Annotated in this window: 16 protein-coding genes; 15 read left to right on the forward strand and 1 reads right to left on the reverse strand. The window is 63.9% G+C overall.

The window, feature by feature from the left end:
• Window positions 1–71 precede the first annotated feature (71 nt).
• The 4 genes from ACZYR5_RS14270 (at window position 72) to ACZYR5_RS14285 (ending at window position 6,599) form a co-directional block, all read left to right on the forward strand.
• Complete coding sequence (locus ACZYR5_RS14270) at window positions 72–2,825, forward strand: hypothetical protein (protein WP_489090611.1); 2,754 nt, start codon at window positions 72–74, stop codon at window positions 2,823–2,825.
• A 6-nt stretch (window positions 2,826–2,831) separates the two neighbouring features.
• Window positions 2,832–4,835, forward strand: a complete 2,004-nt coding sequence (locus ACZYR5_RS14275; RefSeq protein ID WP_489090814.1) for a dermonecrotic toxin domain-containing protein — start codon at window positions 2,832–2,834, stop codon at window positions 4,833–4,835.
• Between the two features lie 184 nt (window positions 4,836–5,019).
• Window positions 5,020–6,006 carry a FecR family protein gene (locus tag ACZYR5_RS14280; RefSeq protein WP_489090612.1) on the forward strand — a complete coding sequence of 329 codons (987 nt, stop codon included), beginning with the start codon at window positions 5,020–5,022 and terminating at the stop codon, window positions 6,004–6,006.
• A gap of 212 nt (window positions 6,007–6,218) precedes the next feature.
• Window positions 6,219–6,599, forward strand: coding sequence for a fe2+ zn2+ uptake regulation protein (locus tag ACZYR5_RS14285; RefSeq protein WP_489090613.1), 381 nt, complete (start codon window positions 6,219–6,221; stop codon window positions 6,597–6,599).
• 13 nt (window positions 6,600–6,612) lie between these two features.
• Here the strand turns inward: ACZYR5_RS14285 and ACZYR5_RS14290 are convergent, their stop codons facing one another.
• Window positions 6,613–6,801, reverse strand: a complete 189-nt coding sequence (locus tag ACZYR5_RS14290) for a hypothetical protein (RefSeq protein WP_489090614.1) — start codon at window positions 6,799–6,801, stop codon at window positions 6,613–6,615.
• Between the two features lie 209 nt (window positions 6,802–7,010).
• Between ACZYR5_RS14290 and ACZYR5_RS14295 the strand changes: the two genes are divergently transcribed.
• The 11 genes from ACZYR5_RS14295 (at window position 7,011) to ACZYR5_RS14345 (ending at window position 22,637) form a co-directional block, all read left to right on the forward strand.
• Window positions 7,011–8,756, forward strand: coding sequence for a copper resistance system multicopper oxidase (locus ACZYR5_RS14295; protein ID WP_489090615.1), 1,746 nt, complete (start codon window positions 7,011–7,013; stop codon window positions 8,754–8,756).
• An 11-nt stretch (window positions 8,757–8,767) separates the two neighbouring features.
• Complete coding sequence (locus ACZYR5_RS14300; protein WP_489090815.1) at window positions 8,768–9,586, forward strand: copper resistance protein B; 819 nt, start codon at window positions 8,768–8,770, stop codon at window positions 9,584–9,586.
• Window positions 9,587–9,621: 35 nt separating this feature from the next.
• Window positions 9,622–10,074: a DUF411 domain-containing protein gene (locus ACZYR5_RS14305; RefSeq protein WP_489090616.1), complete on the forward strand. Its 453-nt coding sequence runs from the start codon at window positions 9,622–9,624 to the stop codon at window positions 10,072–10,074.
• Window positions 10,074–10,508 (forward strand): YqaA family protein, encoded by a 435-nt coding sequence (locus ACZYR5_RS14310; protein ID WP_489090617.1) that lies wholly within the window; start codon window positions 10,074–10,076, stop codon window positions 10,506–10,508. Before ACZYR5_RS14305 ends, ACZYR5_RS14310 begins: the two co-directional genes overlap by 1 nt.
• 459 nt (window positions 10,509–10,967) lie before the next feature.
• Window positions 10,968–12,539 carry a glycogen synthase GlgA gene (glgA, locus tag ACZYR5_RS14315; protein ID WP_489090618.1) on the forward strand — a complete coding sequence of 524 codons (1,572 nt, stop codon included), beginning with the start codon at window positions 10,968–10,970 and terminating at the stop codon, window positions 12,537–12,539.
• 10 nt (window positions 12,540–12,549) lie between these two features.
• Complete coding sequence (gene treZ / locus ACZYR5_RS14320) at window positions 12,550–14,355, forward strand: malto-oligosyltrehalose trehalohydrolase (protein ID WP_489090619.1); 1,806 nt, start codon at window positions 12,550–12,552, stop codon at window positions 14,353–14,355.
• The gene (gene malQ / locus ACZYR5_RS14325) at window positions 14,352–16,433 is read left to right on the forward strand and encodes a 4-alpha-glucanotransferase (protein ID WP_489090620.1); all 2,082 of its coding nucleotides are present in this window, start codon (window positions 14,352–14,354) and stop codon (window positions 16,431–16,433) included. The genes treZ and malQ overlap by 4 nt, the downstream gene beginning before the upstream one ends.
• Entirely contained in the window at window positions 16,430–19,204 is a 2,775-nt protein-coding gene (locus ACZYR5_RS14330; RefSeq protein ID WP_489090621.1) for a malto-oligosyltrehalose synthase, read from the forward strand. The genes malQ and ACZYR5_RS14330 overlap by 4 nt, the downstream gene beginning before the upstream one ends.
• Window positions 19,205–19,225: 21 nt before the next feature.
• On the forward strand, window positions 19,226–19,528 hold the full coding sequence (locus ACZYR5_RS14335; RefSeq protein WP_489090622.1) for a DUF2934 domain-containing protein: 303 nt from the start codon (window positions 19,226–19,228) through the stop codon (window positions 19,526–19,528).
• A gap of 48 nt (window positions 19,529–19,576) precedes the next feature.
• The gene (gene glgX, locus ACZYR5_RS14340) at window positions 19,577–21,739 is read left to right on the forward strand and encodes a glycogen debranching protein GlgX (RefSeq protein WP_489090623.1); all 2,163 of its coding nucleotides are present in this window, start codon (window positions 19,577–19,579) and stop codon (window positions 21,737–21,739) included.
• 97 nt (window positions 21,740–21,836) lie between these two features.
• Entirely contained in the window at window positions 21,837–22,637 is an 801-nt protein-coding gene (locus ACZYR5_RS14345; RefSeq protein WP_489090624.1) for an endonuclease/exonuclease/phosphatase family protein, read from the forward strand.
• Window positions 22,638–22,661: the final 24 nt, after the last annotated feature.

Raw genomic sequence — 22,661 nt, forward strand, 5'->3', positions numbered from 1 at the left:
GCCTGCCGGGCTCTTAGCGTTGTCTCTCCCAGGCACGACCCACTGTCGTCGCCGAACACAGAGACAACGCCATGACCGAACCTTCCCTGCCGCTGTTTTTCCCCGAGGCCCTGCAGGACCTGCAAGTCCTCACGCCGCGCCTGCGGGCGCTGGCATTCTCCCTTGCCGACCTGCAATGGCTGCGCTCCGTTGAGCTGGCCAGCCACGCGCAACGCTCGGCCCAGACGCCGCCGATGACGGTCGAAAACATCTTGCTGAACCTGCCTGGCCGCGACGCGGCTCCCCTGGCTGGCAGCTTCATGATGTACCCCGCAGCGGATGGCGCTGAAGCCGTGTTGTATACGCCATACGGCGGGCTGGTGAAATTCGATGACCGCCAGGCCTTGTTGGGCTCGTTGCAGAGTCAGCTCAAGGCCGCCGCGACCCGCAGCGAACTCAGCGCATTCATGGCCATTTCACGGCGCTGGGAACTCAAGGACGACAGCGCACTGCAACTGAGCGGCGAAGTCATCGACGGCCTCGTGTTCGAGACCCAGGCCGATCTGCTCAAGCAAAACCAACGGGCCAACGCTGCAGAATTGCTCGAACAACTGGAACAGTTGCCGACCTTGACGACAATGCTCGAGCAGCTCGCCAATCAGGCGCTGCGCCAGGCAATGCCGGGGGTCGAGCAAGCCGAAACGCGCGTCAGCTATGGCAATGGTTCATCCCTGTTGCCCGACGAGCCCATCACTGCCGCGGTGCTGCGCGACTACCTGCATCAACCCTGGAAGGTGCCACCTGGCAGACGCTTCAGCCACCCCCATCGGCTGTCTACCAACAGCGATGCGTCACAGCAGCGCGCATGGGAGCAGGCCCTCAAGCAGCTGTCCTCCACGCTGCCGATGACGCTCGCACAAGCGCTGCAATGCTACTGGAAAACTGCAGTCGGCTACGGCATGGATCGTCGGCAGTTGTTTGCCCAAGTCATGAGTGACAAAGCCCGCACCGACCTGCTGCTCAAGCGCCAGAGCGAGATCATCAGCCCCGAGCAGAGTCTGGCGTTGAGTGCGCGCCTGGGGCTGGGCGGCCAACGCGTGAGCACGGGATCCAGCCTGGGGCAGGCACAAAAGGTGCGCCTGTGGGAGACCCCCGGGCACTACGCGGAACTGGCCGCCAGCCTGATGTTGATCGATGACGAGAACGCCTACCTGTATACCCAGCCCAGTGGCTTGCAGGTACTGGACAGTCTCGACGATCTGCAGCAGACCTTGTCGACCATGGTTGTCACAGATGGCCATGCCGATCAGTTATGCAGCCTGCTGAGCCTGCGTGAAAGGGATCTGTTTCTCGGTTTCGATCAGCCCCGGGTCTCCCAGGCAGCGATCTCCGGGCCGGTGTTCGCGGGCATGCTCGACGACATCATCGCCAAGCAGCAGGACAGCGTCGAACACGTGTTGCAAAGCTGGCGCAACAGCGCGGGCGCCTTCGATGTCCAGGCGCTGTTCGACCAGGCGCTGGATGTGCGCGGCCTGGTCGACAGCCAATTGCTTGGCACTGCCGGCGGCGGACGCTGGCAGGTGCAGCCGGTGGCCGCCAGCGACCCTCGTACCTCACTGGTCCTGGCCCTGCAGGCGGCCTTGCAGATCAAGACACTGCAGAGCCTGCAGGCTGCACTTGACCTCAAGGCGGCTGCGCAACCGGCAGGCACCGCACAGCAGCATGCAGCCTTCCTGCAGTCGATCAAGCCGGACCTTGCCCAGGCGATGTCAGTGGGGATTCGTGGCGAGGCACGCTTGCGTGTGCTTGGCAGAACCCTGCGCATCGCAGACAAGGCGATTGTCGACACGGTACTCAACCCAGACCAACCGACCCGTGCCCGACGCAGGCTGCTCAACGGTTTTCGCCCGGATGCCTGGTCGCTGACCCTCGAGCACCCGAGCACGCCCGAGCTGATTCCCCTGGCCAATTGCCTGTTGTTGACCGAGCGTGGCGGCCAGGACTCCTCCACTGCCGGCCGCGCCATTATGTGGACGCCGAGTATGGGGCTGGAATCGTTCCGCTCGCTCGACGCCGCCACAGACCTCTTGCGCAAGCGCCTGGCACACCCGATCGAGCGCCTGATGCTGCTGGAAAATCTCGCACGCAGCGACTACCAACTGGACAGTGCCTATCGTCTGGGCGCCTTGCGCCTGATTGAACGCAATGTGCTTGAGGACCGTCAGCAATCGGCCATCGAGTTGCTGTTGGACGCCCGCGCCCATCGCCGGTCGTTACAACAGGCGGCGGACCCGACGCTCCCCGAGCGCGAACCGTACTCGCCGCTGGGCACTGAGTTGAACGTGCAGCGAACAACCGCGATCGCCCAGGCCATCATCACGCGACAAGGGCTGCCGCATTGGCTGGCAACCGCCGGCAACGTCGATCTGCAGCGGCACGTCGAGCTGCTCGAACAAGTGCGCTTCAGCACGGACGAAGGCCTGGACTACCTGGCGGGCATCGATCCGTTGCTCGAGCATGCCCGCAGTCAACTGCGTGCCAGCCTGGCGCGCAGTTACGCCGCGGCCGAGCTGGATCCCGATCTGATCTGGCTCACCCCCTCACCATCGCTGAATCTGCCGGCACAGACCCTGACCGAGTTTGCCTTGAACCCTGCCCGTTTTATTGAAACCACCGACTTCAGCATCACCTCGAGCCAGTCCGCGGCACTGCCGGCCGCCCTGAATGTCAGCGCAGTGCGTGCCCTGGTCTTACAGTTGGATATCCCTGGCGCCTACCAGAAGATCCTCAGCGACCGGCTGCTCGGCAGCAGCCCCGAGGTTACGGCTCGGCGCCCACGCTTCTAGCGGCAACTGCCCTGGCAATTACTGCTGCACGCCCACACCCTGAAGTTGCAGGGCAGGCTCACCGTCCACGGCTACAACCTGCTGCAACAGGTGTTCGACATGCCGGATGCCATTGCCCGCGCCACGGTCGACGGTGCCAGGGCGAGCGTGCGAGCGCTGGCGTTGCTGACGAGTGACGCGGGAGGTGCGATCAAGGTTCCGGGGGTGTACCTGGTGGCTGAAGGCAGCAATGGCCAGCAGGTACTTTACGCGCCCTATGAAACCGAGCTGGCGATTACCGAGTACACCGATGAACGCGCGCTGCTTGATGAATTGAGCACTGACGGCCCGCTGCAGGCGCTGCTGATCGGGCGTCTGCCCGAGGCAGACCGAGCAACCTGCAGGGCTCTGTTGGCCAACGCCGCCAAGCGCGGGATCCAGCTGGCCGACCACCCGATCCAGGGCAACCTGCTGTGGCAGTTGTTCGACGATAACGCCGCCCTGCTGTCACAGATGCTGGGCAGCCATGCGCAACCGGTCGAACACTCCAATTGGCAAACGATAACCGGGTTGTTCGGCAAAGGGGTGCACTTCGCGCTGCGTTTCCTGCCCGGGAAACTGGCGATGCCGCTGCTGCTCTGGCACAGCTACAGTGCCTTCAAGCAGTCGGCCGAGGCCCTGCAGACGCATCATTGGAAAGCCGCGCTGTACAGCTTCATCAACGGCGTCTCGCAGATGGTCGCGCTGGGCAAGGTCATGCCCGAGCCAGCCGGCTCCGCTGCCGCCGGCGATAATCCTCAGGACTATCCGCTGCTGGAGGCCACGTCCCCCGCGCGCACTCAATTGCACGCCTTCGAAACCACCGCTGTGGAACTCAAGCAGCTGGCGGCGGCGAACGCCGATGGGGTGTGCATTGACGCCATCAGCTCCCTCAGCTACGTGGCGCTACACGGCAAGGTCTATCAATTCCAGCACAAGGCCGTGGTGCCGCGCATCGTCCGGGGCGAGCACGCGGGCCCTTGGCTGCAGCGCCACAACGGGCAATGGCTGCTGGACCCTGATCTCCATAGCGTGCATTACGGCAAGGTCATGTCGACGTTGCACAACAAGTATGTGACGCGTGCCGAAGTGAACCGGTTCATCAATGTCGAGGCGCGCGGCATGGATGCCATTCGCCAGATCTACCCCGAGCGCGCCAGGCAGATTGTCCAGTCCCTGGACCTGGCTCGGTTCTATGCCTTCAACAGTTTGCACAACCTCGCGCAATTTGGCCCGCTCACCCGGAACCCGCGGCTGGAGGCGTTCATCCGGTCGTTCTTCGATGTTGCGATTGTCAATGAATCGGTGGTGAAGAAGATCAAGCACGCGATCGTCCCGTTGTGCAAGGCGCTGGTGGATCCCACCCTGGATCAGTTCGACCACAAGCGCTTTGTCGTGGGCGCCAACCGCTATCCGGAGGCCGGGGTGATCGCCTTCGTGGTCACCGAAGACGCACTGCAGACGGTGCACTTCACCGAGCACTTCTTCAAACAGGGGTTGGAGGAGTACAACGGAACCCTGACGCAGGACTTTGATATCCTCGCGCACGCCCAGGCAGCCACCCTGATCCATGAGTTTTCACACCTGTACTCGAACACCTGGGACATCGCCAGCCTGGAAGCCAGGCGACCTTTCAGTGACCTGATTTCCACCCTCAAACCAGAAAATCGGGAACTCAAGGCGTCGCTGGAAACCTTTCAGCGGCAGGCCCTGTCGCTCGCCACGCCCGCCGAGGAGCTGTTTGCGCTGTGGAACCACGAACGGCAAGCCTGGGAGGACTTCGACGAGACCTCGGGGATCCGTCAGTTGCGCCAGGTGATCCGGGAGGCCACCGGTGGTCAGGACATGGGCGCAGCGCGCACGGCATTTTTCGATACCGGCTCCGCAGACCGTCGGATCGACACCATTTTGCGCAACGCCGACTCCGTGGCGCGAATGATCTGTGAGATGGGCCGCCAGCTTGATGCGGCTCCTGCTGTCCCGATGACGTAGACCGTGTCGATGATTTGAACGCGCTTTGAGCGCGTGTTCGCCCCTCGATCAGGACAGTGCCGGCAGTTCCCTGATCGGGGTGGTGAGTAAACGAAAAAAATCGTTCATTGATGTGCAATCGCCATGATGGTTGTTCTCGCCAGAGGGTCGCGAAGGTTAGAATGCAGGGAATCAGGAAGCCTCAATGACCCAACCCCCCCTAACGCCAGCAGAATACGAAGCCGTCACCGACGCTGCGGCGCATTGGTGCATGCGTCTGCACGCCACTGACTGCACGGTTGCCGAGCGCCAGGCGTTTATCCAGTGGCGCGATGCGCACCCGCTGCATGCCTTCGAGTATGCAGCGATGCTGGAGATCTGGGAGGTCAGTGAACACCTGCCGCGTGCAGAGCCCCTGCCCGCGGTTGTCAAACCCCTGGGCCGCCCGACCTGGCGACGCCTGGCAATCGCCGCGGCGGTCTGCGCCATGGCCCTACCCCTGGCGGCGTACAGCGGCTGGCAACTGGGCTGGCTGCCGGATTCCTACGAGCGCTTCGAGGCACAGGGGGCGCTGCGCCAGGTGACCCTGGCCGATGGCAGCCAGGTCGAACTGAACATTGGCACGGTGCTGACCTACAGCAACTACAAGGACCAGCGCCGGATCACCCTGAAACAGGGCGAGGCCTTTTTCAAGGTCAGTCATGACGCGAGCCACCCGTTCGTGGTCAAGGCGGCGGATGGGCAGATTCGCGTCACCGGCACCCAGTTCAACGTCTGGAAATACCAGGACCAGGTGCGGGTCACTCTGGTCGAAGGCTCGGTACTGGTCACCAGCAACGACGCCCAGCGCGGTGATGGCTTGCGCCTCGGCCCGGGCATGCAGGCCCGCTTCAAGGGCGGCGACTACCAGCCACAGATCAACCAGACCTACGCCAACGACACCTCGCTGACCTGGCGTGATGGCCGGCTGGTACTGGACAACCTGACGCTGAACGACGCGCTGCCGCTGATCAACCGCTACCTGAAAACCCCGGTGATGCTGGCCGACCACGCCACCGGAATGATCCGCATCGGCGGCGTCTACAACATCAGTCAGATCGACAGCCTGGTGCCGTCGCTGCCCCAAGTGTTGCCGGTCTACCTGAGCCGCAATGCCGAAGGCAACCCGATCCTCAACTCGCTGCCGTTGTAGGAGCGGGCTTGCCCGCGAAAAACCGGAGAGCGCCGCGTTCATCCAGATTGCCTGCGCCATCGGCCCGAAATACCGGTGCCTAACCCTGCGCTCACGTACTTTCGACAAAATTTCTACATTCAAGCCTTCATGATTTGTGCAGCTCATTCGTCTTAATGACAGAGAGCATCTATCACAATTTCCTGATCAGGCTCTGATAAGGAGTTTTTTGCATGTACAACTCGCAGCTACCAACGGACGGTAAACCAATGCCGCAAGGTGTTTCCCTGGGTCAGGAGATGGGTGTATTCGGCAAGGGTGCCGAGCGCCACGGCAACGAGCGGATTCGACAGCTGCTCAAGCACTTTGGCCTGCGCACCAGCCTGATCCGCCTGAAGGTCATCGACGCGCTGCTGAGCGCCTCCGAAAGCGGCCACCCGGTCGGGGTCCGTGGGGTGCACACTCACCTGCTGGAACTGGACATTCCGCTGTCCTTTCTCAGCGTGCGCGAAGTACTCAAGCGCCTGTGCAGCGAAGGCGTGATCGTCTTGAATCCGGACAAGAGCTACAGCCTGCACCCCGAGGCGATCGCCCTGCTGCAGCGCTTCGACTGAACGGGGGCGTCGTTCAGGGCTTGACCTTGCGACGCATCACGCCGTTGATCACCACCACCGTCACTGCCACGCCAATGGCGATGTACTGGAACAGCTGCTCGCTGATTTTCCCGGCGTTCTGCAGATACGACAGCCCGAGCATGATCGCCAGCACCAGCAGGGAAATCAGAATCGAGTATTTCAAACGTTGCGACTGGGTCATTGCGAGTTCCTGAACTTGATAGATGAATCCGGTGTGCGGCGCAGCACGACTGCCTGCGCGCCCACATGGTACAGGCCACAGTGGCATTTGGCTCGCATGCGCTGTGCGGACCGATGGATGCCCCGGCTGACACAACTGTAATGCGCCCCTCAGCTGGCTGACAGCGCCGGCTGTGCAAAGTCTCGTCACACCCGCGACGAGACGTGACCATGCCTTGCACTCCTTCAAGACGATCCCTGCTCAAAAGCCTCGGCGCCGGCGCTCTGCTGGCGGGCACCGGGCTGTGGCGACCAACGGCCTGGGCCGTCAATGACCAAACGGCACTGCGCGGCAGCCAGTTCGACCTGTGGATCGGCGAGGCTCCGGTCAACTTCAGCGGCACGCCACGCACCGCCATGACCATCAACGGCGGGATCCCCGGGCCCCTGCTGCGCTGGCGCGAAGGCGACACGGTGACCGTCCGCGTACGCAATCGGCTGCAACAGGACACCTCGATCCACTGGCACGGCATCATCCTCCCGGCCAACATGGATGGCGTGCCGGGCCTGAGTTTTGCCGGCATCGCCCCCGGCGGCCAATACGAATACCGCTTTACCCTGCAACAGAACGGCACCTACTGGTATCACAGCCATTCCGGGCTGCAGGAACAGGCCGGGGTCTATGGTCCGCTGGTGATCGAGGCCCGCGAGCCGGAACCCTTCGTCTACGACCGCGACTACGTGGTGATGCTCAGCGACTGGAGCGACCAGCCACCCGAGCACTTGCTGCACACCCTGAAAAAACAGTCCGACTACTACAACCGGCATAAACGCACGGTCGGTGATTTCATCGACGACGTCGCCAGCGACGGCTGGAGCGCCAGCGTCGCCGACCGGGCGATGTGGGCCGAGATGAAGATGAGCCCCACCGATCTGGCGGATGTCAGCGGCGTCACCTACCGCTACCTGCTCAACGGCCAGACCGCCGACAGCAACTGGACCGGTGTGTTCGCCCAGGGTGAAAAACTGCGCCTGCGGTTGATCAACGGCTCGGCCATGAGCTACTTCGATGTGCGCATTCCCGGCCTCAAGATGACCGTGGTCGCCGCCGACGGCCAATACGTGGAGCCAGTCAGCGTCGACGAGTTGCGCATAGCCGTCGCCGAAACCTACGACGTGATCGTCGAGCCCACCGGCGCCCCGGCCTACACCCTGTTCGCCCAGGCCATGGACCGCAGCGGCTATGCCCGTGGCACCCTGGCCGTGCAGCCGGGCTTGAGCGCCGCCGTGCCGAGGCTCGACCCCCGCCCGTTGATCAGCATGGCCGACATGGGCATGGACCACGGCAATGGCGCGCCGATGGCCGGGATGGCCGGGATGGACCACAGCCAGATGAGCAGCATGGACCACGCCAACATGGCTGGCATGACCGCGCCGATGCAAAGCCACCCGGCTTCGGAAACCGCCAACCCCCTGGTCGACATGCAGACCATGAACCCCAGCCCGAAACTCGCCGATCCGGGCATCGGCCTGCGCAACAACGGCCGCCGGGTGCTGACCTACGCCGACCTGCGGAGCCGCTTTGCCGACCCTGATGGACGCGAGCCCTCGCGCACCCTGGAACTGCACCTGACCGGACACATGGAGAAATTCGCCTGGTCGTTCGACGGCATCAAGTTCAGCGATGCGCAGCCGCTGCGGCTGGTGTATGGCGAGCGCCTGCGCATTACCCTGGTCAACGACACCATGATGACCCACCCGATTCACCTGCACGGTCTGTGGAGTGACCTGGAGGACGAGCACGGTCAGTTCCAGGTACGCAAACACACCATCGACATGCCACCCGGCAGCCGCCGCAGCTATCGGGTCACCGCCGACGCCCTGGGGCGTTGGGCCTATCACTGCCACCTGTTGTTGCACATGGAAACCGGCATGTTTCGCGAAGTGCGGGTCGAAGAAGCAGGGAGTCCGTCATGAGAAGCCAATTGATGTTCAGCGCCCTGCTCGGCCTTTACATGGGCACCAGCCAGGCGGCCGAAACCATGGACCACAGCTCGATGCCAGGCATGGATCATAGCCAGATGCCCACGACCAGCAGTCGCACGCCAATCCCGACGCTGACCGACGCCGATCGCCGCGCCGCCTTCCCCGACGTCAAGGGCCACGAAGTCCACGACAAGGCCCTCAACAGCTTCTGGCTGATCGATCAACTGGAATACCAGGATGCCAGCGACGCCAGTGTCCTGAACTGGGACATGAGCGGTTGGATCGGCGGCGATATCGACCGGCTGTGGCTGCGCTCCGAGGGCGAGCGCAGCAACGGTCACACGGAAAAGGCCGAAGTCCAGGCGCTCTGGGGACACGCCATCGGTCCCTGGTGGGACGTGGTCAGTGGCCTGCGCCAGGATTTCCAGCCGGGGGCGCCGCAGACCTGGGCCGCTTTCGGCGTGCAAGGCCTGGCCCTGTATAACTTTGAAACACAAGCAACGGCCTTCTTCGGCGAAAACGGTCAAAATGCGCTCCGCCTGGAAGGCGAGTACGACATTCTGCTCACCAACCGCCTGATTCTGCAGCCCAGCGCCGAGGCCAATGTCTACACGCGCAACGACCCCGCGCGGCGTATCGGCTCGGGCCTTGCCAACAGCGAAATCGGCCTGCGCCTGCGCTATGAGATCGTCCCCGAATTTGCCCCTTACCTTGGCGTGACCTGGAGCAGTTCCTACGGCAACACCGCCGACTACACTGGCGAGGATTGCGAAAAGCGCAGCGAGGCGCGCTTCGTCGCCGGTGTGCGGCTGTGGTTCTGAGCCCCCTGAACGCAAGATCGACAATGAGACCCGTTATGCTCACTTCTCCCCTTCGTCTGGCCGCCGCAATCGGCGCCCTGTTCATCAGCTCCCAGGCCCTGGCCGCCGAACTGATCCCGATCGATGTGCACCGCGATGCCAATTGCGGCTGCTGCAAGGCCTGGATCAGCCACCTGGAGAGCAATGGTTTCAAGGTTACCGATCATGTCGAAACCGACATGAGTGCGGTCAAGCAGAAGCTCGGCGTCGAGCCACGCCTGGCGTCTTGCCACACGGCAGTGATCAACGGCAAGTTCGTCGAGGGCCATGTCCCCGCCGACCAGGTGCTGGCCCTGAGCAAGCGCGCCGACCTCAAGGGGATGGCCGTGCCGGGCATGGTCACCGGCTCGCCCGGCATGGAAATGGGCGACCGGGTCGACGCCTACCAGGTGATCGGCGTAACTCAGGACGGCAGCGATCAAGTGATCGCCGACTACCCCGCCCAGTAATGCTGGTCGGTTACCTCGGACTCTTTCTCGCGGCCTTCGGCGCCGCGACACTCCTGCCGTTGCAGTCCGAAGCCGTACTGGTGGGCCTGTTGCTCAATGGCCAGTACGGCTTATGGCTGCTGTTGGCCGTGGCCACTGCCGGCAACGTGCTCGGTTCGCTGGTCAATTGGTGGCTGGGCCGCGCCATCGAGCGCTTCAAGGGCCGCCGCTGGTTCCCGGTCAGCCCCGCGCGCCTGGAACAGGCCGGCCAGCATTACCGGCGTTATGGCCACTGGTCGCTGTTATTGAGCTGGCTGCCGATCATCGGCGATCCCCTGACCCTGGTAGCCGGCGTCATGCGCGAACCCCTCGGGCGCTTCCTGTTGATCGTGACCCTGGCCAAGGGCGCCCGTTATGCCGTGCTGGCCTGGGCGACTCTGGGTTGGCAGTCATAAGCACGCACTGATTCGGTGCGCACCCCCTTCCACCGCGCTTTCTGCGCAGGCAATTCCCCTGCCTTTTTTTGCACATCGAGCGGAAAGTCCTGCCCTTCGTCGGTGCAATTGTAACAATTTTCCGGTTGTCTCGAGTGCAACAAAACCGATTGTCGAACAATTGAAAAACCTGCGTACCCCGCTCTAGGTTCTGGCCTAGACTCATTTTCGCCCAGTGCGACCGGTCGGTCATATTGCGAGGAAATAATCGAAACTTTCCGCAAGCGCGACAGGTCAGGTGATAGGAAGGGTCAGGGTCACTGGTGCAATCCTTGCAATGTTCTCGACAGCCTGGGTAGTCCACCGCGTCGCGGCGCCTTTGCGCAGTGATGTGTGGCGCTTTTGCGCCCGGCCACAGGAAGCGGCCATTTGCAGTACCGATGAAAGACCTGAATCAGATCAATAAAACGGGAGAAACACATGAACAGTGCCGCTTTAGAAATCCAGGGAGAGCTGAGTCACCAGGCCAAGGGCGATTCGACGTCAATGGCCATCCTGGCCCCGGGTGCAAAAACGGTACTGCCCACTCCACGTCAGAATCCGAACAAGAAGAAAGTCCTGTTCGTGACGTCGGAAATCGCCGATCTGGTCAAGACCGGCGGCCTCGGGGACGTTTCCGCTGCACTGCCCAGGGCCATGGCCCACCTGCACGACGTCCGGGTGCTGATACCCGGTTACCCGCAAGTGCTGCACAGCGATAACCCGATCCACATCATCGGCGAACTGGGCGGCCACGCCGCGTTGCCGCCGTGCAAGATCGGGCGCATGGACATGCCCGACGGCCTGGTGATCTATGTGCTGATCTGCCCCGAACTGTATGAGCGCGAGGGTTCGCCCTACGGCGCCAACAACGGTCGCGACTGGCCGGACAACCATATCCGTTTCGCCCGCCTCGGCCTGGCTGCCGCCGACATTGCCGCCAACCTGGCACAGATCCACTGGTGCCCGGATCTGGTGCACGCCCATGACTGGCCAGCAGGCCTGGCGCCGGCCTACATGCACTGGCGTGGCCAGCGCACCCCGACCCTGTTCACCATCCACAACCTCGCCTATCAGGGCGTGGTCAGCCTGGCCTCGTGCCCGGAGCTGGGCATTCCCGAGCACGCCCTGCAGCAGGAAGGCATGGAGTTCTACGGCAAGCTGTCGTTCCTCAAGGCCGGCATGGCCTATTCCAGCCACATCACCACGGTCAGCGCGACCTACGCCCAGGAAATCACCACCCCGGCGTTCGGCTGCGGCCTCGACGGCTTTCTTGCCAGCAAGACCCAGCAGGGCCTGCTCAGCGGCATTCCCAATGGCATTGACGAAAGCTGGGACGCAGCCACCGATCCGCACCTGTCGTGCCCGTTCAGCATTGGCGACTGGGAGGGCAAGGCCGCCAACGCCGCCCAGGTCCGCGAACTGTTCGGCCTGACCGCCAGTGCCGGGCCGTTGTTCGCCGTGGTCTCGCGGCTGGTCTACCAGAAAGGCCTGGACCTGACCCAGGGCGTGGCCGAGTACATCGTCAAGTCCGGCGGGCAGATTGCAATCATCGGCCGTGGCGAGCCCGAGGAAGAACAGGCCATGCGCGACCTGGCCCTGCGTTTTCCCGGACAGATCGGTGTGCGCATCGGCTTCAACGAAACCGACGCGCGACGCATGTTCGCCGGCAGCGACTTCCTGCTCATGCCATCGCGCTACGAGCCCTGCGGCCTGAGCCAGATGTATGCGCAGCGCTTTGGCTCATTGCCGGTGGCGCGCAACACCGGCGGCCTGGCCGATACCATCGAAAATGGCGTGACCGGCTTCCTGTTCGACGAATCCACCGTCGCCAGCTACGAAGAAGCCTTGAGCCGGGCATTCAAGGTGTTTGCCTACCCCGACCTGCTCAACGCCATGCGCTGCCGGGCGATGGCCGCGCCGTTCAACTGGTGCAAGGCAGTCGAACCCTACGCCGAACTCTACGAGCAACTGGTGGCCAAGGCCCTGGGCAGGTCGGTCAAGCATCAATAAGGAGGCCTGAATGCCGTTAAGGACGCAGGATACCTGGACTCACGGCGCCGTCATGCAGGACGCACAGCACACCCGCTTCGCGTTATGGGCGCCCGATGCATTTTCTGTCAGCGTCGAATTGGCGGATGGGCAGTCACTGCCCATGCTGCCCCAAGTCGACGGCTGGTTTGTACTCAAGACCCGCTGTCCGGCCGGCACCCGCTACCGCTTCAACATCGATGGCGAGCATGACGTTCCCGATCCGGCATCCCGGGCCCAGGTCCGCGGACCGGAGTCCCACAGCATCGTGGTCGATCCGCTGGCCTATCGCTGGCAACACACCTCCTGGCAAGGCCGGCCCTGGCACCAGGCGGTGATCTACGAACTGCACGTCGGCCTGCTGGGTGGTTACAGCGAGGTGCGCAGCCATCTGGTGCGCCTGGTGGAACTGGGCATCACCGCCATTGAACTGATGCCCCTGGCGCAGTTTCCCGGCGAGCGCAACTGGGGCTACGACGGCGTGCTGCCCTTTGCCCCCCAGTCCTCCTATGGCTCGCCGGCCGAGCTCAAGCAACTGATCGACACGGCCCATGGCCTGGGCCTGGCGGTGATCCTCGACGTGGTCTACAACCACTTCGGCCCCGACGGCAATTACCTGCACCAGTACGCCAGCGGCTTCTTTCGCGAAGACCGCCACACGCCCTGGGGCGCAGCCATCGACTTTCGCCGCCGCGAAGTGCGTGAGTTCTTCATCGACAACGCGCTGATGTGGCTGCTGGAATACCGTTTCGACGGCCTGCGCCTGGATGCGGTGCACGCCATCGACGACCCGGACTTCCTCCAGGAACTGGCCAGGCGCATTCGCCAGCAGGTCGACCCGGGCCGGCATGTCTGGCTCACCGTGGAAAACGAACACAATCAAGCCAGCCTGCTGAATAAGGGCTACGACGCGCAGTGGAACGACGACGGCCACAACGCACTGCACGTGCTGCTGACCGGCGAGACCGAGGCCTATTATGCTGACTTCAGCCAACAGCCTTGCGCCCTGCTCGCTCGCTGCCTGAGCCAGGGTTTTGTCTACCAGGGCGAGCCCGACCGTCGTGGCCAGCCGCGGGGGGAACCCAGTGGGCACCTGCCCCCCAGCGCGTTCGTGCTGTTTCTGCAAAACCACGATCAGATCGGCAATCGCGCCTTCGGCGAGCGCCTGCAGCAGCTCTGCCCGCCGGCCGCCTTGCACGCCGCCACGGTGCTGCTGCTGTTGTCGCCGATGATCCCGCTGATTTTCATGGGCGACGAAGTGTCTGCCAGCGAACCCTTTCTGTTCTTCACCAGCCATCACGGCGAGTTGGCCGAGGCGGTGCGCCAGGGGCGGCGCAACGAGTTCGCCTCGTTCGAGGCCTTTGCCGATCCACAGGTACGCCAACGCATTCCCGACCCCAATGCCCAGGCTACCTTCGATGCTTCGCGCGTCCGCTTGATACCCGACGACTATGGGTTGGGCCATCGCACCCAGGCGCTGTACCGGCAACTGCTGCTGATTCGCCAACGCGAACTCACCGCCCGCCTGCCCGGCGCCCACGCCCTGGGGGCCAACGTCCTAGGACCGCAGGCGCTGTGCGCGCGCTGGCAACTGGGCGATGGCAGCCTGCTGTGCATTGAGTTGAACCTTGGCGCCGATGCCGTTGCCCATACCTCTCAAGCCCAGGCGCGGACCCTCTTCGAATACCCCGATCACGCCCGTGCACACTTGCAGCAAGGTCAACTGATGCCCTACAGCGCGATTGTCACCCTCACCCCCGCCACGTCATTGCAACCCCCTGCAGGAGAGCGCCCATGAGTGATGCGCAACTGGAAATCCTCGCCAGCCGAGCCGGCCTGGCGGTGGACTGGATCGACGCCAATGGGCGACCACAGAAAGTCCAGCCAGCGGTCTTGCGCACGATCCTCAATGGCCTGGGCCACCCGGCCGGCAGTGCCCAGGAAATCGACGCCAGCCTGCTGGCCTTGCAGCAGAGCCAGGCCCTCGACCATTTGCCACCGATGCTCACCGTCGACGTCGGCAGCGGTCTCGACCTGAGCCGCTACTTTCCCGGGCAAACCCCCTGCGAGATCCAACTCGAAGACGGCGCGATCCTCAACCTGAAACTGGACGATGCGGCCGTGCTACCCGGGCTGCTGCCAGTGGGTTATCAGGACGTCAGCATTGCCGGCCAATACTTCACCCTCGCGGTCGCCCCCCTGCAGTGCCACAGCGTCGCAGCCGCGGTGGACGCGCCAGTGCCGCGGGCCTGGGGCCTGAGTGCGCAACTCTATGCCTTGCGTCGTACCGGGGATGGCGGTTTCGGTGACACCCAGGCCCTGGAAATGCTCGCCCGGGTTGCTGGCGAGCGCGGCGCCGATGCCCTGGCGATCAGCCCGATGCACGCCATGTTCAGCAATGACACCGAGCGCTACAGCCCTTATTCACCTTCCAGCCGCTTGTTCCTCAACAGCCTGTACGCCGCCCCCGGGGAAATCCTCGGCGAGCGTGCCCTGCGCCTGGCCATCGAGGCCACCGAACTGGGCGACGAGTTGAAACAGCTTGAGGATCAGCCGCTGGTGGACTGGCCACGCGCGGCCCGGGCCAAACAACGCGTGTTCGAAGCCTTGTACGCCGACTTCAGCCAGGGCGATCACCCGCTGCACGCCGACTTCAGCAGCTTTCGCCACAGCGGTGGCGAGGCCCTGGAAAACCACTGCCGCTTCGAAGCGTTGCAGGAAGCCTGCGCCGCCCGTGGCGAGAGCCTCGACTGGCGCCACTGGCCAGCCCCCCTGCGCAATCCACGCAGCGCGGAACTGGCAGCCTTCGCCGAGGAAAACAGCGGGCGCATCGGCTATTACGCCTTTTGCCAGTGGCTGATCGCCCGTTGCCTGCAACGCGCGCAGAACGTCGCCCGCAGCAGCGGCATGAGCATTGGCCTGATTGCCGACCTGGCGGTGGGTGCTGACGGCGGTGGCAGCCAGGCCTGGAGCCGCCAGGACGAATTGCTCGCCGAACTGACCGTGGGCGCACCACCGGACATTCTCAACCGCACGGGCCAGGGCTGGGGCATCTCCGCGTTTTCCCCCGAAGGCCTGGTACGCAACGGTTTTCGCGCATTCATCGAAATGCTCCGGGCCAATTTCGCCCATGCCGGCGGCCTGCGCATCGACCATGTGATGGGCCTGCAGCGGCTGTGGGTGATTCCCCTTGGGGCGCCGCCCAGCGATGGCGCGTACCTGTATTACCCGGTCGATGACCTGTTGCGCCTGCTGACCCTCGAATCCCACCGGCACCAGGCGATCGTCCTCGGCGAAGACCTCGGCACCGTCCCCGACGGCCTGCGGGACAAACTCGCGGCCCGCTCGATCCTCGGCATGCGCGTGCTGTTGTTCGAGCAGGACCACAACACCCGCTTCCGGCCGATTCTCGACTGGCCCGACAATGCCCTGGCCACCACCAGTACCCACGACCTGCCGACCCTCAACGGCTGGTGGCACGGCCGGGATATCGAATGGAACCTGCGCCTGCAGATGATCGATCACGACGGCGAACAGCACTGGCGCCAACATCGCCAGCGCGAGCGCGACGGCCTGCGCAGCGTCCTCAGCCAGGATCCGCAGAACTTTCGCGAGGAAAGCCACGAGACCGACCAGGTGCTCGATGCCAGCGTGCGCTTTCTCGGCCATACCCGCGCACCGCTGGTGCTGCTGCCGCTGGAGGACGCCCTGGGCCTGGACGAGCAGGCCAACCTGCCGGGCACCATCGACGCCCACCCGAACTGGAGCCGACGCCTGCCCGCCACCAGCGACACATTGCTGGATGACGCCGACGCCGCACGGCGCCTGGAAATGCTCGCCTGTGCGCGACTACAGGCCAGCGAGCGTGATCAATGACCGGGGCTGTGCGAGCGACCCTGCGGTTGCAATTCCACAAGGGTTTCACCCTGGACGATGCGGTGCCGCTGGTGCCGTACTTTGCCGAACTGGGCATCAGCCACCTGTACGCCTCGCCGCTGCTCAGTGCGCGCAGCGGCTCGATGCATGGCTACGACGTGGTCGACCCCAGCCAGGTCAATCCCGAACTGGGCGGCGAACCGGCCCTGCGCCGCCTGGTCGAGGCCCTGCGCACCAGGAACATGGGGCTGATCCTGGATATCGTGTCCAATCACATGGCGGTCGGCGGGGCCGATAACCCCTGGTGGCTCGACCTGCTGGAATGGGGCAGGCTGAGTCCCTACAGCGAATTCTTCGATATCCAATGGCACTCACCGGACCCCTTGCTCGAAGGCCAGTTGCTGCTGCCATTCCTCGGCAATGACTACGGTTTCACCCTGCAGGACGGCAGCCTGGCGCTGAAGTTCGATCCACGGCTTGGGCGCTTCTACGCCGAGCACCATGAGCACCAGTTCCCCATCTGCCCCAGCGACTATGGGCTGTTGCTGCAGGCCGAAGGCGATCTGGAGAGTGACCAGGCCGGACAGCTGAAAGCCCTCGCCGATCAGTTCACCACCCTGCACTACCAGAGCGATGCCCATGCCCGCGCCGGATCCCTCAGGCAGGCCCTGCAACGCTTGGCCGAAGACCCGGCCATCGCGCGCTGCATCGAGGCCAATCTGGCCCGGCACGATGGTCGTCAGGCTGACGGCTTTGCTCGACTGCACAGCCTGCTGGAGCGCCAGAGCTACCGCCTCGCCAGTTGGCGCACCGCCGCCGACGATATCAACTGGCGGCGCTTTTTCGATGTCAACGAATTGGGCGGGCTTCGCGTCGAACGCCCAGCCGTGTTCGAAGCCACTCACCGGAAAATCTTCGAACTGATTGCCGCCGGCCTGGTGGACGGCTTGCGCATCGATCACATCGACGGCCTGGCCGACCCCCGAGGTTACTGCCGCAAACTGCGGCGCCGGGTCGACGCCCTGGCACCCGGCAGGCACCTGCCGATCTACGTCGAGAAAATCCTCGGTGAAGGCGAAAGCCTGCGCCGCGACTGGCAGGTCGATGGCAGCACCGGTTACGAGTTCATGAACCAGCTGTCGTTGCTGCAACACGACCCGCAAGGCGCGCAGGCGCTGGGTGACTTGTGGCAGCGCCACAGCGGTCGCACCCCGGCCTTTATCGAGGAAGCACGGCTCGCCCGCGAGCAGATTCTCCAGGGCTCGCTGGGCAGCGATTTCGAGAGCGTGGCCCAGGCCTTGCTGCAAGTGGCACGCGACGATGTGATGAGCCGCGACCTGACCCTGGGCGCGATCCGCCGGGCCTTGCAGGCGCTGATCGTGAATTTCTCGGTGTACCGCACCTACATCAGCGCCCGCGGACGCTGCGCCGAGGACGACGGGTTTTTCCAGCAGGCCTTGCAGGGCGCCCGCCTGACGCTGAACGAAGCCGACTGGCCGGTGCTGGACAACATCGCCCAATGGCTCGGAGGCCAACCGTGGCGCGAACGCCCCCTGGGCCGCCCGCGCAAGATCCTCAAGCACGCCTGCGTGCGCTTCCAGCAACTGACTTCGCCGGCAGCGGCCAAGGCCGTCGAAGACACCGCGTTCTACCGCAGCGGGGTACTGCTGTCGCGCAACGACGTGGGCTTCAACAGCGAACAATTCAGTGCGCCCGTCAGCGAGTTCCACCGCGTCAACCGCGAACGTCTGGCGAGCTTCCCGGACAACTTGCTGGCCACCGCCACCCACGATCACAAGCGCGGCGAAGACAGCCGCGCGCGCCTGGCGCTGCTCAGTGAACGCAGTGCCTGGTACGCCGATCAGGTCGAGGCCTGGCGCGTCCTGGCCGAGGGCTTGCGCGAGGATCCCCAGGCGCCTGCGGCGGGCGACGAACTGATCCTCTACCAGAGCCTGCTCGGCAGTTGGCCGCTGGACCTGCGCGCCGACGACGAGCCGGCCCTGGCCGACTACTGCGCGCGCGTCTGGCAGTGGCAGCAAAAGGCCCTGCGCGAAGCCAAGCTCAGCACCAGTTGGAGCGCCGCCAACGAACCCTATGAGCAAGCCGCCCGGGCCTTCACTGAACGCCTGCTGTGCTCGCCGGAAGGACGGGCCCTGCGCCGGCAGATCGCCGAAGCCGCGCAATCAATAGCCGTGGGTGGTGCGCTCAACAGTTTGGCGCAAACCTTGCTGCGCATGACCGTGCCGGGAGTGCCGGACCTGTATCAGGGTGCCGAGTTCTGGGACTTCAGCCTGGTCGACCCGGACAACCGCCGCCCTGTTGATTACCTGGCACGCCGGCAGGCACTGCACGCCGAGACAGACCCTCGCGGCTTGCTGGAGCACTGGCGCAACGGGCACATCAAGCAGGCGTTGATCGCCCGCACCCTGGCCCTGCGCGGCGAGCATCCAGCGCTGTTCCGGCACGGGCGCTATCTGCCCTTGCCGGTGCACGGCAGCCAGGCCGATCGCGTGCTGGCGTTCGCCCGTGAGTACCGCGGGCAATGGCTGGTGGTCGTGGTGCCGGTGCGGGTTGCAAGCTTGCTGCAAAGCAGTGCCACCCCCCTGGTGCCTGCCCCGTGCTGGGACGATACCCGGGTCACCTTACCGTTCAGCCCACACCGGCAAAAACTAAATGGACTTTTTTCCACCGTCGAAGTCACACACCCAACAGAGCTGCCGATCAGCACCGCGCTGGGGGATTTCACGGTCAATGTGTTTATCCAGCCTTGAGTTCAACGCAGGAGCATCACCATGAGCAACGACGACAAACGCATACGTGAATTCGCCTATCAGATCTGGGAATCCGAGGGCAAACCCGAAGGGCAGGAAGCCCGCCACTGGGAGATGGCGAGCAAACTGGCGGAAGCCGAGGCCCTGGCCCCGAGCAAACCACCCAAGGCCGGTAAAGCCGCCAGCGATAAGTCAGCCGCCGCGAAAACCAGCGCCAAACCCGCGAGCAAGGCCAAGGCCTCCGCCGCCCAGGTGGTGACCCCGCCCGGTGAAAAGCCTGCTGCGGTGAAAAAACCCCGCGCTCCGCGCAAGCCGGCGATTTGAACGACAGATTGCACTGACTGATATCGCAATCGCGCAACAGGAGTTTCCATGCCCACGCACAAGCAAACCGCAACAGAGCCGCACACCGTGGACCCGACGCGGATTCGTGAAGGCCTGCCCTTCCCGCTGGGCGCCACCTGGGATGGTCTTGGCGTCAACTTCGCGATCTTCTCGGCCCACGCCACCAAGGTCGAACTGTGCCTGTTCGACGCGGCCGGCGAGGTCGAGCTGGAGCGCATCGAGCTGCCCGAATACACCGATGAGATTTTTCACGGTTACCTGCCCGACGCCCACCCGGGGCTGATCTACGGTTACCGGGTGTACGGTCCCTACGATCCGCAGAACGGTCATCGTTTCAACCACAACAAGTTGTTGATCGACCCCTATGCCAAGCAGCTGGTGGGTGAACTGAAGTGGTCCGAAGCACTGTTCGGCTACACCATCGGTCACCCGGACGCCGACCTCAGTTTCGACGAACGTGACAGCGCGCCCTTCGTGCCCAAGTGCAAGGTGATCGATCCGGCACACACCTGGGGGCACGATCACCGGGTCAATGTGCCGTGGGACAAGACGATCATTTATGAGACTCACGTGCGCGGCATCAGCATGCGCCACCCGTCCGTGCCCGACGCGCTGCGCGGGACCTTTGCCGGGCTGATGGTCGACGACCTGCTGGAGCACATCCGCAAGCTCGGGGTGTCGTCGGTGGAGCTGCTGCCGATCCACGCCTTCGTCAACGACCAGCACCTGCTGCACAAGGGCATGACCAACTACTGGGGCTACAACAGCATCGCCTTCTTCGCCCCCGACCCGCGCTACCTAGCCAGCGGCAAGATTGCCGAGTTCAAGGAGATGGTCGCGCACCTGCACGAAGCCAATCTCGAAGTCATTCTCGACGTGGTCTACAACCACACCGCCGAAGGCAACGAGCAGGGCCCGACCCTGTCGATGCGCGGCATCGACAATGCCTCGTACTATCGACTGATGCCGGACGACAAGCGCTTCTACATCAACGATTCCGGGACCGGCAACACCCTCGACCTGAGTCATCCGTGCGTGCTGCAGATGGTCACCGACTCGTTGCGTTACTGGGCCTCGGAAATGCACGTCGACGGGTTCCGCTTTGACCTGGCAACCATTCTTGGGCGCTATCACGACGGCTTCGACGAGCGCCACAGCTTCCTCGTGGCCTGCCGCCAGGATCCGGTGCTGCGCCAGGTGAAGTTGATTGCCGAACCCTGGGACTGCGGTCCCGGCGGTTATCAGGTGGGTGGTTTCCCACCCGGCTGGATGGAGTGGAACGATCGTTTTCGCGACACAGTGCGCGCGTTCTGGAAAGGCGACGACGGCCAGCTGGCAGACTTCGCCGCACGCATGACCGCGTCCGGTGAAATGTTCAACCAGCGTGGCCGGCGGCCCTATGCATCGGTCAACTTCGTCACCGCCCATGACGGTTTCACCCTCAATGACCTGGTGTCCTACAACGACAAGCACAACGAGGCCAATGACGAAGGCAACCAGGACGGCAGCAACAACAACCTGTCATGGAACCACGGCGTCGAAGGCCCGACCGACGACCCCGAGATCAATGCCCTGCGCCATCGGCAGATGCGCAATTTCTTCGCCACCTTGCTGCTGGCCCAGGGCACGCCGATGCTGGTGGCCGGCGACGAGTTCGCCCGCACCCAGCACGGCAACAACAACGCCTACTGCCAGGACAGCGAGATCGGCTGGGTCAATTGGGACCTGAGCGAAGACGGCAAGGCCCTGCTCAAGTTCGTCAAGCGCCTGATCAAGCTGCGCCTGGCCTATCCGATCCTGCGCCGGGGACGCTTCCTGGTGGGTAGCTACAACGAAGATATCGGAGTCAAGGACGTCACCTGGCTCGCACCCGACGGCAGCGAGATGTCCACCGAGCAGTGGCAGGACGGCCATGGCCGTTGCCTCGGCATGCTGCTTGACGGCCGTGCCCAGGAAACCGGGATCCGTCGCAAGGGCGGCGACGCCACCTTGCTGCTGGTGGTCAATGCCCATCACGACATCGTCAACTTCCAGCTGCCCGAAGTCCCCGACGGCAGTTTCTGGACCTGCATGCTCGACACCAACCAGCCGGCGATTCGTGGCCAGGAGCGCTTCGACTTCAACCACGTCTACTCGGTGACCGGGCGCTCGCTGTTGCTGTTCGAGTTGCAGCGCGAGGAGGACGACTGAGGGGTCGCCCGGCAGCAGGAAAAATCCGCAATAGTCTGAACTGCCGGGCAAAGCACGAGTCGCATGGATAACCCGTTGCGACTTTCGAGGAGAGATTGTGAACCCCGACCCTGAACGGCAACCGACCCGGCCTACTCCGCTGGGTACCGCTGCGGACGTGCATCGCCTGCGGATCCTGACGGTCAATACGCACAAGGGCTTCACCGCATTCAACCGGCGCTTCATCCTGCCCGAACTGCGCGAGGCGGTGCGCAGTACGTCGGCCGACCTGGTGTTCCTCCAGGAAGTGCTGGGTGAGCATGACCGCCACGCCAACCGCCACAGCAACTGGCCGGCCACCTCGCAATACGAGTTCCTCGCCGACAGCATGTGGAGCGACTTTGCCTATGGACGCAACGCGGTCTACCCCGACGGCCACCACGGCAATGCCCTGCTGTCGAAATACCCGATTCGCCATCACCGCAACCTCGACGTATCGATCACCGGCCCCGAGCGCCGCGGCTTGTTGCACTGCGTGCTGGATGTGCCGGGGCACGCCGAGGTCCACGCGATTTGCGTGCACCTGAGTCTGCTGGAAAGCCATCGGCAATTGCAGCTGGCCCTGCTCTGCCAATTGATCGAGTCGCTGCCCGCGGATGCGCCGGTGATCATCGCCGGCGATTTCAACGACTGGCAGATGCACGGCAACCTCACCCTCGGCCGGCGCAACGACCTGCACGAAGCCTTCGAGCGTCACCACGGACAACTGGCAAAAACCTACCCCGCGCGCTTCCCCCTCCTGCGCCTGGACCGCGTCTACCTGCGCAACGCCAGCAGCCACGAACCGAAAATCCTCGGCAACAAACCCTGGACCCATCTCTCCGACCATTTGCCACTGTCGGTGGAGGTGCATTTGTAAACCGGGATGGATGCGCCTTCCCAC

The organism is Pseudomonas sp. F007 (assembly GCF_057814275.1).

Coding starts and splice junctions, on each gene's coding strand:
- ACZYR5_RS14270 (WP_489090611.1), top strand. CDS start 72: ATGACCGAACCTTCCCTGCCGCTGTTTTTCCCCGAGGCCCTGCAGGAC.
- ACZYR5_RS14280 (WP_489090612.1), top strand. CDS start 5,020: ATGACCCAACCCCCCCTAACGCCAGCAGAATACGAAGCCGTCACCGAC.
- ACZYR5_RS14285 (WP_489090613.1), top strand. CDS start 6,219: ATGTACAACTCGCAGCTACCAACGGACGGTAAACCAATGCCGCAAGGT.
- ACZYR5_RS14290 (WP_489090614.1), bottom strand. CDS start 6,801: ATGACCCAGTCGCAACGTTTGAAATACTCGATTCTGATTTCCCTGCTG.
- ACZYR5_RS14295 (WP_489090615.1), top strand. CDS start 7,011: ATGCCTTGCACTCCTTCAAGACGATCCCTGCTCAAAAGCCTCGGCGCC.
- ACZYR5_RS14300 (WP_489090815.1), top strand. CDS start 8,768: ATGTTCAGCGCCCTGCTCGGCCTTTACATGGGCACCAGCCAGGCGGCC.
- ACZYR5_RS14305 (WP_489090616.1), top strand. CDS start 9,622: ATGCTCACTTCTCCCCTTCGTCTGGCCGCCGCAATCGGCGCCCTGTTC.
- ACZYR5_RS14310 (WP_489090617.1), top strand. CDS start 10,074: ATGCTGGTCGGTTACCTCGGACTCTTTCTCGCGGCCTTCGGCGCCGCG.
- glgA (WP_489090618.1), top strand. CDS start 10,968: ATGAACAGTGCCGCTTTAGAAATCCAGGGAGAGCTGAGTCACCAGGCC.
- treZ (WP_489090619.1), top strand. CDS start 12,550: ATGCCGTTAAGGACGCAGGATACCTGGACTCACGGCGCCGTCATGCAG.
- malQ (WP_489090620.1), top strand. CDS start 14,352: ATGAGTGATGCGCAACTGGAAATCCTCGCCAGCCGAGCCGGCCTGGCG.
- ACZYR5_RS14330 (WP_489090621.1), top strand. CDS start 16,430: ATGACCGGGGCTGTGCGAGCGACCCTGCGGTTGCAATTCCACAAGGGT.
- ACZYR5_RS14335 (WP_489090622.1), top strand. CDS start 19,226: ATGAGCAACGACGACAAACGCATACGTGAATTCGCCTATCAGATCTGG.
- glgX (WP_489090623.1), top strand. CDS start 19,577: ATGCCCACGCACAAGCAAACCGCAACAGAGCCGCACACCGTGGACCCG.